The organism is Shewanella sp. SG44-6, assembly GCF_014164185.1.
Taxonomy (GTDB): domain Bacteria; phylum Pseudomonadota; class Gammaproteobacteria; order Enterobacterales; family Shewanellaceae; genus Shewanella; species Shewanella vesiculosa.
In genome coordinates this window covers 40,476-52,353 of sequence record NZ_JACJER010000009.1, presented here as the reverse complement: position 1 = coordinate 52,353, position 11,878 = coordinate 40,476, and the positions used below count along the sequence as shown (strand labels likewise).

Sequence of the window (11,878 nt, the reverse complement as noted above, 5' to 3'; positions counted from 1 at the left end):
TATTAGGCCGCAAGGTTGTCAGCCATGCCCATGCTGCCCAAGGCATTAATCTGCCTTTTGTGATGTAGGCCGGGGTTATATATAAACGCTAGTGCTAACTTGTTGCGGTACAATGATGGTTCAAATAGCCACAATGCCGCAGTTTTATTTTTTTAATAATTAAAAATCAATTAGTTATTCAACAAGAGAATAATCTATTTGATTTTTAGCGCTAGTGTTCGCATAATAGCAAATTGTGTTTATACAGTACTCTTCACTATAAACCTGTAGAAGGTTCTTCCACTTCAAGGCGTCAATAATGAATTCATACGGATGTTGATTGTAGCTAAGGAATGCTCATGTCGATTGATACTCTCGCGTTATTAGTTTCTATCTTATTGGCTTTGATCGCTTTATTGTTGTTTGCTAATTTGAAAGAGTATCGACAAGAAAAAACACAAAAACACCTTATCAATTCTTATGAACAAATCCTCGATCACGTTGGCGCTTATATTTATGTCAAAGATACCGATTGCCGCTATGTATATTGTAACCAACTCACTTTAGATTATTTTGGCGTTACCCTTGAACAATTAAAAGGGACATCAGACAGTGATTATTTCACTCCTGAAGTGGCGGATGTTTTGCAGCATAATGACCATAAGGTGTTAACGCTTCAGCGTGAAATATCTGATGATTTTGTCGTAGAGGATGAAAACGAGACCAATGTTTACCATGAAGTTAAGCAGCCTCTATATGATAAAAGAGGCCAGCTTATGGGGTTAATTGGCATTTCTACCGTTATCACCGAAGAATATAATCTACGTGCCAAACTGGAACATCTTGCCAATAGCGATCCATTAACAGGGCTTTATAATCGTCGTTCGTTTAATGCATTCTGTGACCATGAGTTTGCTCGGGCAATACGCTATGTTGAATCGCTGTCATTTATGATTATCGACATTGATTTTTTTAAGAATGTTAATGATACCTTCGGCCACTTAGTGGGCGACGAGGTGATTAAGCGGGTGGCTGATATATGCAATGAACATGCGCGTGAGTCGGATATTTTGGCTCGAATCGGCGGTGAAGAATTTGCCATTATATTACCCAATACTGATATTGATTCTGCTTATGAACTGGCTGAGCGTTTACGAAAAGCTCAGCAACAATACGATCAACAGCAAGCGCCTTGTATTACCATCAGCATAGGTATTTCAACCTTAGACTCACAAGACAACACTTTTATCGATATGTTTAAGCGTGCAGATAAAGCGTTATATTCGTCAAAAAATATCGGCCGTAATAGTGTTAATGTAGCCTAATTGCATGTGATTATTGATCATTTCAGTATGATGGCTAAGCCGATTTAATCGCATCAGCCAATGCGGCGGCATCACGCAGCTAACAATAGATCTTAAAAATTGTTAATTTAAGTTGCACGCAATTAGTTATCGTGATTATCATGTGTCTCAAGCAACGCACATTTACTGTCAATTTGAGTGCTTAAGTCAGTTAGAACTCAATATGCTTAGACAGTTTTAGTCTAAATTGATCCAGCCGTTGTTTTAGATCGCTCAGTTCAGCAAGGTCGATACCGCATTGCTCAACAATACATTCGTGGATCTGCTGGGCCCGAGGTTGGAGAAGATAACCTTTTTCGGTTAATTGCATGCATAGCACTCGCTCGTCTTTAGGCTCGCGAATACGCTTAAGCAGTCCGTCGGTTTCAAGGCGTTTGATGACTGGAGTTAATGCACCCGATTGTTGCCCAAGTTTGCTGGCTAAGGTTTTTAAACTTAAACCATCTTGCTCCCAAAGCACTAGCATCACTAAATATTGAGTGTAGGTGAGCCCAATAGAGTCAAGTAAAGGTTTATAGAGCTGCACGATTGCCAATGACGTCGAATAGACAGCAAAACAGAACTGATTCTCAAGTAGCATGGGTTTGTTTTTATTCATATCAGTGCTTAGCTCGCAAAATGGTTGGTGGTATTTAGGCTGATCAATTTAAGTAAAAGAAACGTATTAGTCGACCTTGGTTGTATATGGTATCAGTGTTTAGCTGATATGTATTACAGGTATGAATAGCTTTTAACATTTGCTAATCACTTAGGTCATATTGTCTTCTCGTGCACCATCTGATGGTGCCTATGTCATTTAAAGGATACAAGATGAACACTCAAAACCGTCGTATTGTTCTCGCCAGCCGCCCTCAAGGTGAGCCAGTTGCTCATAATTTCCGTTTAGAAACCGTTAACAAACCAGTGCCTGGCGAAGGTGAAGTCTTATTGCGTGCGGTGTATTTATCACTCGATCCTTACATGCGTGGCCGTATGAATGATGCTAAATCATATGCCGAGCCGGTTGCTATTGATGATGTCATGGTTGGCGCCGCGGTATCACAAGTGGAAGTGTCTAATCACCCTGATTATAAAGTGGGTGAGTGGGTATTATCATTTGGTGGTTGGCAAGATTACTTCGTGTCTGACGGCGAAGGCTTAATGACATTAGGTGATAATCCTACTCATCCTTCTTATGCTCTAGGCATTATGGGAATGCCCGGTTTTACTGCGTACATGGGGTTATTAGACATTGGCGCACCCAAAGCGGGTGAAACTGTTGTGGTTGCCGCGGCCACTGGTCCTGTTGGTGCAACAGTTGGTCAAATTGCTAAATTAAAAGGTTGCCGCGTTGTAGGTATTGCTGGTGGCGCTGAAAAATGTCGCCATGCCAAAGAAGTACTCGGTTTTGACGAGTGTATTGACCATAAAGCGCCTGACTTTGCACAGCAACTGGCAACACATTGCCATGATGGCATAGATGTGTATTTTGAAAATGTTGGCGGCAAAGTATTTGATGCTGTGATGCCGTTACTCAATACCAGTGCTAGGGTGCCAGTCTGTGGCTTAATTTCTCAGTATAACGCGACGTCTTTACCTGATGGTCCCGATCGTTTGTCATTATTAATGGGCACTTTGCTGGTTAAGCGCATTAAGATGCAAGGTTTTATTATTTTTGACGATTATGGCGATCGCTACCCAGAATTTGCCCAAGATATGGGCCAATGGTTGGCACAAGGCAAGATTCAGTATCGTGAACAAATTATCGAGGGTCTTGAAAATATGGCCTCAGCCTTTATTGGGCTTTTAAAAGGCGAAAATTTCGGCAAGATTGTCATTAAAGTAAACAATCCTCTGTAATCTGAGTGATTACGAATAAATTTACACTATTTAAGGAATAACAATGAAAGTATTAATGGTATTGACCTCTCACGACACACTAGGCGACACAGGTGAGAAAACCGGTTTTTGGTTAGAAGAACTCGCTGCGCCTTATTACGCATTTACAGATAAGGGTGTTGAAGTGGTACTTACTTCACCTAAGGGTGGCAAGCCACCATTAGACCCAAAAAGTGATCAAGCTGATTTTCAAACCGATTCAACTCGTCGTTTCGCTACTGACGAAAAAGCTCAGGCACTGTTAGCCAATACTCATACATTGGCATCAATTGACGTAGCAGAATATGACGCAGTATTTTATCCTGGTGGCCATGGTCCATTGTGGGATTTAGCGAACGACAAAGATTCTATTGCGTTAATTGAGCAATGCTACAAAACAGAAAAGCTTTTAGGTTTGGTATGTCACGCTCCTGCAGCGCTTAAATACCCTAAAAAGCCAGACGGAACGCCACTTGTTGCCGGTAAAAATGTTACCGGTTTTACTAATGGCGAAGAAGAAGCGGTACAGTTAACCAACGTAGTGCCATTTTTAGTTGAAGACATGCTGCAGGAAAATGGTGCAACCTACTCTAAGGGTGACGATTGGCACCCATATGCCGTGGTTGATGGTAAGTTAGTCACAGGTCAAAACCCTGCATCATCAGAGTTAGTGGCTGAAAAAATGTTAGCGTTATTAAGCTAATCAGCTGCTTGGTTGAGTTGTTATACTTAACCTTAACTCGAGATTACAAATAAGTAGATTGATAAAAGTAAACCCAGTGAGTTGTTCATTAGGTTTACTTTTCATCACCAACATTACAAGGACGGCTTAATGATTAAATTACATCACTTAAATAAATCACGCTCAAAACGTATAATTTGGTTGTTAGAAGAATTGGGCGTGGACTATGAGCTGGTTGCTTATCAGCGTGATGCAAGCACATTTTTAGCGCCAGAGTCGTTAAAAGCAGTTCATCCTTTGGGTAAATCTCCAGTATTAGAGGCCAGCGGTTACACTATTGCTGAGTCTGGTGCGATTACTGAGTATTTAATTCAAACCTACGGTGCAGATAAGCTGATGCCGACACCCGGTTCTGCAGATTACATTGATTATTTACAATGGATGCATTTTGCTGAAAGTTCTGCTGCATTGCCATTATTATTGAAGATCTTTGTTAAAATGGATGGGGCTGAAACTCGCTTTATCGGTGGATATGCCGATGCTGAAACCGCAAAAGTTATCAGTTACTTTAATGACCGTTTGCAAGGTAAGTCATATTTAGTTGGCAACAGTCTTAGCGGCGCAGATATTATGATGTCGTTTATTGCGGAGCTTGTTGGCCAAAATGGCGAGTTTGAAAAATATCCAAATATTGCAAAGTATTATCAGCAATTAATGAGCCATGCATCATTTAAAAAAGCGATGCAAATCGAAGCTGAACACGATCGTTAATCATTAATGCGTATCCATTTAAAAGACGAACTCAGTTCGTCTTTTTTATTGCTGCAGCGGTTATTTTCATTCAGTTACCCCTAGATTATTGATTATGCTTTTACCATCGGCAGGCCAATGTTTAACAGGCCACACAGTTGGTTTTTGGTTAAAGATTGTTCGCTGTCATACTAAGGTGTTACTATAACAAGGGTTTTATTGCGTGCTACAAGGTTAGATTATGACAACTTTATCAAATGAGGAACTTGCTTATTTCAGTGATGTTTTTTCACCGGCAGATGACTGCACAGACAACGCTTTATCGAAACATTCGTTAAGTGTCGCAACTGAAGTACCCCAAGTGCTTGCGCATATTTTGGGAAATGCCAAACTCACTTTGCTCGCTGAAATAAGCTACTATCGCTTATGGTTTCCATTGACCTTAACAATAGATGATCTTGGACAATTCTCTCCAGAATTGGGGATCCCAGAAGTGATTGATATGCGAGGCGGAGAACGTAGTTGGCGACTGGATGATGTTAAAAATATCAAGGTGATTGATCATGACACTGAGAAATACGTTGAAGTGTTATCCCTGTCTAGCTCGGGTATGACCATTAAGGTGCCGCAAGAACTTAACACTAAAATGCCCCGTTTAACCCAATTGATTTTACCTAATGGTGTTCATCTAAATATGTTGTTTGAACCTGTCAGGACTGAAAATGGGGTGATGGCGGCAAAGATTAGTGCAGAAGGTGAGTCGCGTGAAATATTGCGCCAATTTTTATTTAGCGAACATAAAGCTAAGTATGCACACCTTTATAAAAATATTAACTACTAACGATAAAATCCTTAGCTAACATAACTTTAACCGCATCGATAAAGTCATTGTCATTTTTGGCCTGAATTAATTGGCACAACTCATCACCTACACTGGTAAAGCGATAATAGGTAAATAATAAGTGCTGATCTTTAGGCTTTAGAGTCAAGGTAGTATTAGACATTGCTAACTGAATGTTTTCATTGCTGCTTAGTAACCCTGTTTCAAACTCGCTTTTATGCAAAATCCCCGCATCGACTAGGGTTAAAATACTCGAATAAGGTAAGCCAAATTGCGACAGGCCAAAGTTTGTTTGAGTGTGCTTGCGAAAATATTGTTTTATCCCGCCGTTAATACGATAACTGCTAAGTAATTTAAACCTAGGCTCAGTGTTGATTTTAACTGACATGCCTAAGGCTTTTTCAAATATCTGTGCTTCTCGAAAGGTTAACTGTGTTAACAGTGCCAAGGTGCGAAGGCTAAAGTTGCCTGGATTGACGATTTCGCTGGCTAAGATTCTGGCCCATAAATCTTGCATTTTTCGATTATGGATCTGTTCTGCCATCTTAAAAAATTGATAACGCCAATCAGGATCTAACTCCACTCCAGTCACATCCGATGGCGTATAGTTAAGTGCTAATGCAAAAATGCTCTCAAGATTAGTTTGATGTTGGCTAAGTTGTTTGCGTTGACGGTATTGCGCCCGTTCTGCAACGGATGCGGTAGACGGACGATAATCGTCTTCACTGGCTAAACCGATAATGCGTCCGAGCAATAAGGTTTTTTTGCGCGCAGACACTTGAGTGTTGTCATCTTGTATCTCAGTTACATCAATATCAGCCATCACTCATCCTCTCAGTGCTTTGCGTTTGCGCCAGGTATTTTTGGGTATGACATTTATGTTGAATCGTTTAGTTTTTTGTAGTCAACGGAGACCATAAGGCTTCTTTACCCGGCACCGGATGGCGCGGCACATTGAATGCTAATGCGAGCGAGCATAGGGCAAACCCTGTACCAATAAAGAATACTGCTTTAGGCGAGCTTAACCACAATATACCTAATAACGCTGGAATAATCACCGCGGCAATATGGTTAATGGTAAAGCTTACCGACATGGTTGAGGCAATATCTTGTTTATCGGCAATTTTTTGAAAATAGGTTTTCATTGCAATTGCCATGGCGAAAAGCAGGTGATCGATTACATATAAACCCGCAGCAATATTGGCATCGCTGACATAAGCGTAGCTGCTGAAAATAAGCACTAAGCCAAGGTATTCAATAATTAACGCATTACGTTCCCCTATGCGACCAATAAAGCGGCCAATCTTTGGGGCAAACAATAAATTCACTAGGTAATTAATCAGAAACAAGCCGGTGATTTCAGACACCGAATAGCCAAATTTCTCAACCATCATAAAGCCGGCGAACACCATAAAAATTTGTCTGCGTGCACCAGAAAAAAACGTCAGTAAATAATACAGCCAGTAGCGTTTTCGCATGATTAGATGCTTGTGCTGAATGGAGCCAATGGCAAAACGTGGAAAGTATACCGCCATCATAAACACCATGAGCAAGCCACAACCACCAATGATGCTGTACATCCAGATATAGTCAAGTTTAAGCCAACTCATGACCAGCCAAATTGATCCGTAACCGACGAGCGCCGCAGCGGATCGCCATGCTAACGCTTTTCCCATAAATCCCGGGGCATCGGCTTTATCAACCCACTGTAATGTCAGCGATTGATTGATGGTTTCAAAATAATGAAAACCTATCGACATCAATACCGTTGTTAAATACAGACCAATCACGTCGGGAAACCAGCCGGTAATGCCCACGCCAATACACAACAAGGCCAAAGATGATAATGCAAAGGTTTGTTCTTTGATCATCAGTAATACAAATACCGCGGTAAAGGCTAAAAATCCTGGTATTTCTCTTAGGCTCTGCAATAAGCCAATTTCGGCGCCGGTGAATGCGGCGCGTTCAATCACAAAATTATTGAGTAATGCCTGCCAAACTGCGAATACCATCGACATAACAAAGGTCATCCACAGCAGGAGGTGTTGTGGGTTTGTTCGTTGGATCGAAATGGGGGCAGCATGTGTAAGTGATGTGTTTGACATGGTTGAAACTCTTATCCCTAAGTTTATCCATCTATAGTGACATAAAATAGTTTTCTAAGTGAACTGTATTTTGCCTGCCGTTTGGGGTTATCAGTCCATGATTCATTTGCCATGATAAATCTGACACAAGCTTGGTTATTTGGGGTTTTCTGGTCGATGATTTTCTGCGAAGTACTTCACATTGCATTGAGGCAGTGCATATTAGGTGAATTGCTTATCATGATGACGTGATCTGTTTCATGTAAATTCTGCCATCGGTGGTCTAAGATACTGTATTACTTTAAATGATTTCTATAAGAGGTCAGCATGAGTCAGATTTTACTGATCCATTCTAGTGTGCATGGTTACACTCAACAAATATGTGAGTATTTACAACGTCAACTCGCTAGCCAAGATCAGCAGGTGACGGTAGCCCTTTGGACGACGCTCCCGATTTAGCCTTGTTTGATAAAGTGTATATTGGTGCCAGTATTCGTCATGGCAAACATCGTCCGGCGTTGTACCAATTTATTGAAACCCATCGAGCGGAATTAGAAAGTAAACCCAGTGGTTTTTTTTCAGTGAGTTTAGTGGCGCGTAAACCCCACAAAAATACGCCGCAAACCAACAATTATATGCAACAGTTTTTAAGTCAAAGTGCATGGCAACCTAAGTTGCTGCAGGTATTTGGTGGTAATTTAGATTACCAAGGTTACAACGCATTAGATCGAAATATTATTCGCTTTATAATGTGGCTAACCAAAGGTCCTACCGACCCCAACACTAAGGTAGAATTTACTGATTGGCAAAAAGTGGATCAATTCGCGCAGCAGATCATTAAGGAATAATGGATGAAGCGAGCGACAAGGCTATCGCAATTATTCGATTCTATCGCGACTAAACTGCATGTGATAACCGGCGGATTAAGCGTATTACTTATTGCTACTAGTCCTTGGATATTAATCGGGCGTCGTTTAGCCCCTAATAGCAGCGGGTGGAATCACTGGCATGTTTATGGCGGCCTGTGTTGTGCTTTATTAGCGGTGGCGCTGAGCTTTCATGTTTGTCGTCAGGGTCAATGGCGGCAGTTTTTTCCTTGGCTTGTTGGCGAATGGCGTCAGTGCTGGCAAGACATAAGCGGTTTGGCTCAAGGCCAGTTGCCTCATTCTGGTGGCAAAGGCTTATTGAGCGTGATTGCTGGCATAGGTTTATTATTATTGTTGTTGGTGTCTGTGACGGGTGTTGGCTGGTGGTTGACCCAAGGTGGTGAGTACGCCCTGAGTTTACGTTATTACCACAGTTTGTTTGCCGACTGCTTTGTGACGGTATTACTGCTGCATGCATTACTTGGACTACTGCATTTACGTGACTTTTTTGATTAGGTTTTCAGTCTGAGTTTGGCACTGTGAGTTTAGTGAGTAAATAAAATGGCTATCAATTGATAGCCATTTTTATTGCAAGTGTTAGGTCTAATCTGTATTTCGACTAAGGATTCGCAGTAAATTTTTATTTCGATAGAGCTAAAAAATTCATTAATTCAATTAGTTGGTCTAAGCTATTCATCTCATTCATATTAATAGCGTATTTATCATTAACGATAAAGGTGGGGACGCTATTCACTTTATATAGTGTTTGTTGCTGGCGCCACAAGGCTAATTGTTTCTCGGTATTACTGCTGTCGGCGATGTTGTCATAGGTTGCGGCATCGATGCCAAATTGGCTGAAGACTTTTCGAATGTCTTCACGGCTATTGATTTGTGATTGATGCTGGTGACCTTGAGCATTGTGATCATGGCCATTAGCACCTGCATCGCCTTGAATAGCGCTAAACATTGCATGGTTAAGTTTGGCTGCTTGGCCAACCTGGTGAATAACAGCCAGTGAACGCATTACTTCAGTGCCTAAGTCACTGTTCATAAAGTCTACATGCTTAGTGTCAAAGCTGATCTGTTTATCTAATCCCGCTTTAATTTCAGGAAGATATTGAGTTTCCATGTTGAAGCAGTTATGGCAGTAAAATGAAAAAAACTCAGTAATTTTAGGTGAGCTGGTCACCATGTTATTCGATATTTGAGTGTAATGTTTACCGGCAATAAACGGTGTGGCGAGTGTGCTAAATGAGGCTGTTATTAGCATCAGTGTAATGGCAAAATATTTAATCATGTAAACCTCAAATCAATGTGGATGGCAAGTCATCGCGAGCAATAGACTTATCTGCTTTAGTTAAATAGGGTAAGTTTTTAAGCTGAATTATGACTTAAATCATCACTTAAAAAGGCGCTAATTTCGTGACCGATGCGTGCTTTATGAGGTTAACTGCGGATATTGAAGTGAGCTAGTTGAATCATGTGGCGAGATGATGTGATGACGTGGCAATAAAAGATGTGTTTCTGCTGCAGGGATTATTCCGCTCTGTTGATGTTATTGAGTGCTGTAAGCGTTGGCGATTAACAGTCAATGCGCCACTCAACATGTTAATGTGGACTCGTTATACGCAGTACTATGAGTGATAGGGACAGATACTATGAATGATAGGGACAAATACTGTCGACGTTGTCGTTATGCTAATGGTTTATACAAAGGTGCAGTTAAGCCATTAGCTGGTAATTATGTTTGCAGACTAGAGCGACTCTTTTAGAGTTTGCCATGCTTCGCACACTTCACGGAAACGTTCAGCATTGCCTTGATCGCGGTCTGGATGCCATTTAAGCGCCAGCTTACGCCATTGTTTACGGATGTCTCTATCGGTAGCAGTTTCATCCAGTTCAAACACTTTTAAGGCTTGGCCCACATGCATTAACTTGATATTAACGCCAATATACTCTTTATAAGTTGACCAGAACGACTCGAGCATTTCTCGCACTACGTTAACGCTGGCATCGTAATTAGCCCAGTCGAGATAGTAATCGCGTAATGCACCATCGCGAATATGTTGGACATCTGCACTGGCCGGAATAATCCTAAATATTTGGATTTCCATTGCCTTAACTTGTAACCACTGTTTGGGCATTAATATATCTTGTAATTCATACAAGGCATTCATCAATAAAAAGTTACGTTTAAAAAGATCTTTTTCCGGTAACGGATCAAGGTTGTGCATTAGCCCTTTGGCTTGTAACTCGCTGGCTAAATGATGCACTTTCCAACTTTGATTAGTTGACTGCAATAAACTCAGCACAGGCCATATAAGCGGATTATCACTTTTATTTGCATTGATTTGATTGCTTTTATTTGTATCGTCCCATTCAGGAGCATGGGCCGAGTGTAAGGTTTTATTGAGTAACATGGTGGTGTATTCATCCTGAATTGGCGATAAATTCTACTTATCATGAAACCACACTATGCCATAGCCGTTGTTAATCACAAGTAGATTTATACTCGCAGAGATGTCGATTTGAGCCTGCATATGCAGCTTTATTTGGCGATCTGGACCTCGACCTGAATGTAATGCTTAAGTGCTTGATAATCTGGCGCCGAGCAAATGATTCAATCAAGCGAGGATGGACAGCATCAGCTGGCTGATTACAGGGGATTGCGATTTCATTAAGCGGTTAAATTTTTTATTTACCTTGATCAATTAATTACTATTCTTACAGGCAAGAAAGCTTTATTTGGTATAAAATTCCCCGCAATAAAATAATCGGGGGCTTAACCAATGACAGATAAACACTTTATTAGTGCGCAACAACTACTGGAAGATTCATTTAGACTCGCTGCACAAGTGTATGACAGTGGCTTTCGACCACAGTTTATTGTGGGTATTTGGCGCGGTGGTGCTCCAATCGGTATTGCAGTACAAGAATATTTCGATTTTAAGAAAGTTGAAACTGACCACATCGCGGTGAGAACCTCTTCTTATTATGGCATTGGAACCGATAAGCAAGATAAAAATATTAAAGTACATGGTCTGCATTATATTATTGAAAACGCTAACGCCAGTGATGGTTTGTTGATTGTTGATGACGTCTTTGACTCAGGGCGCAGCATTGATGCGCTTATTGGTAAGTTAAGAAAGTTTATGCGCTTGAACATGCCAACGGATATCCGTATTGCCTGCCCTTACTACAAACCGAAAAATACCAAAGTGGACCTAAAACCAGAATATTTCATTCATTCATCTGAAGATTGGTTAGTGTTCCCACATGAAGTGTCTGGTTTAAACCCACAAGAAATTGCTGAAGGCAAAGCTGACTTTAAAAACATCCAAGAGCTGTTTTTATAAGCGTAATGCTGCACAGCTTATCGCGGTTATTAGCAACGAATTTACTTAGAACTTTGGGTAAAGTTTGCTAAAATACAAGCACTATGCGAGTGCGCCAAC

At 40.9% G+C, this 11,878-nt stretch carries 12 protein-coding genes and 1 pseudogene; 8 read left to right on the top strand and 5 right to left on the bottom strand.

Annotation, left to right across the window (positions count from 1 at the left end; all coding sequences use genetic code 11):
• Positions 1 to 338: 338 nt before the first annotated feature.
• Entirely contained in the window at positions 339 to 1,304 is a 966-nt protein-coding gene (locus tag H5185_RS03100; RefSeq protein WP_182741339.1) for a GGDEF domain-containing protein, read from the top strand.
• A 190-nt stretch (positions 1,305 to 1,494) separates the two neighbouring features.
• Here the strand turns inward: H5185_RS03100 and H5185_RS03095 are convergent, their stop codons facing one another.
• A complete protein-coding gene (locus H5185_RS03095; protein WP_124015543.1) occupies positions 1,495 to 1,941 on the bottom strand; it encodes a MarR family winged helix-turn-helix transcriptional regulator in 447 nt (148 codons plus the stop codon).
• A 212-nt stretch (positions 1,942 to 2,153) separates the two neighbouring features.
• Between H5185_RS03095 and H5185_RS03090 the strand changes: the two genes are divergently transcribed.
• From H5185_RS03090 to H5185_RS03075, 4 genes are all read left to right on the top strand, one after another.
• Positions 2,154 to 3,182, top strand: coding sequence for an NADP-dependent oxidoreductase (locus tag H5185_RS03090; RefSeq protein ID WP_182741338.1), 1,029 nt, complete (start codon positions 2,154 to 2,156; stop codon positions 3,180 to 3,182).
• A gap of 43 nt (positions 3,183 to 3,225) precedes the next feature.
• Positions 3,226 to 3,903, top strand: a complete 678-nt coding sequence (locus tag H5185_RS03085; RefSeq protein ID WP_207891308.1) for a type 1 glutamine amidotransferase domain-containing protein — start codon at positions 3,226 to 3,228, stop codon at positions 3,901 to 3,903.
• A gap of 129 nt (positions 3,904 to 4,032) precedes the next feature.
• Positions 4,033 to 4,653 (top strand): glutathione S-transferase family protein, encoded by a 621-nt coding sequence (locus H5185_RS03080; RefSeq protein WP_124015546.1) that lies wholly within the window; start codon positions 4,033 to 4,035, stop codon positions 4,651 to 4,653.
• Positions 4,654 to 4,873: 220 nt separating this feature from the next.
• Positions 4,874 to 5,473 carry a hypothetical protein gene (locus H5185_RS03075; RefSeq protein ID WP_182741337.1) on the top strand — a complete coding sequence of 200 codons (600 nt, stop codon included), beginning with the start codon at positions 4,874 to 4,876 and terminating at the stop codon, positions 5,471 to 5,473.
• Here H5185_RS03075 and H5185_RS03070 read toward each other — a convergent pair.
• Together H5185_RS03070 and H5185_RS03065 are read right to left on the bottom strand one after the other, a co-directional pair.
• The gene (locus H5185_RS03070) at positions 5,463 to 6,296 is read right to left on the bottom strand and encodes a TIGR03899 family protein (protein WP_124015548.1); all 834 of its coding nucleotides are present in this window, start codon (positions 6,294 to 6,296) and stop codon (positions 5,463 to 5,465) included. The two genes, H5185_RS03075 and H5185_RS03070, sit on opposite strands and share 11 nt — an antisense overlap.
• Before the next feature lie 67 nt (positions 6,297 to 6,363).
• A complete protein-coding gene (locus tag H5185_RS03065) occupies positions 6,364 to 7,578 on the bottom strand; it encodes an MFS transporter (protein ID WP_182741336.1) in 1,215 nt (404 codons plus the stop codon).
• 306 nt (positions 7,579 to 7,884) lie between these two features.
• Here H5185_RS03065 and hemG point away from each other — a divergent pair.
• Both hemG and H5185_RS03055 read left to right on the top strand, forming a co-directional pair.
• Positions 7,885 to 8,405 (top strand): annotated as a pseudogene (hemG, locus tag H5185_RS03060) (menaquinone-dependent protoporphyrinogen IX dehydrogenase).
• Positions 8,406 to 8,408: 3 nt separating this feature from the next.
• Complete coding sequence (locus H5185_RS03055) at positions 8,409 to 8,939, top strand: cytochrome b/b6 domain-containing protein (protein ID WP_182741335.1); 531 nt, start codon at positions 8,409 to 8,411, stop codon at positions 8,937 to 8,939.
• A gap of 124 nt (positions 8,940 to 9,063) precedes the next feature.
• Here the strand turns inward: H5185_RS03055 and H5185_RS03050 are convergent, their stop codons facing one another.
• Entirely contained in the window at positions 9,064 to 9,720 is a 657-nt protein-coding gene (locus H5185_RS03050; RefSeq protein ID WP_182741334.1) for a thiol:disulfide interchange protein DsbA/DsbL, read from the bottom strand.
• A 457-nt stretch (positions 9,721 to 10,177) separates the two neighbouring features.
• Positions 10,178 to 10,843 (bottom strand): DNA-J related domain-containing protein, encoded by a 666-nt coding sequence (locus H5185_RS03045; RefSeq protein WP_124015553.1) that lies wholly within the window; start codon positions 10,841 to 10,843, stop codon positions 10,178 to 10,180.
• A gap of 369 nt (positions 10,844 to 11,212) precedes the next feature.
• Between H5185_RS03045 and H5185_RS03040 the strand changes: the two genes are divergently transcribed.
• The gene (locus H5185_RS03040; RefSeq protein WP_101085918.1) at positions 11,213 to 11,779 is read left to right on the top strand and encodes a phosphoribosyltransferase; all 567 of its coding nucleotides are present in this window, start codon (positions 11,213 to 11,215) and stop codon (positions 11,777 to 11,779) included.
• Positions 11,780 to 11,878: the final 99 nt, after the last annotated feature.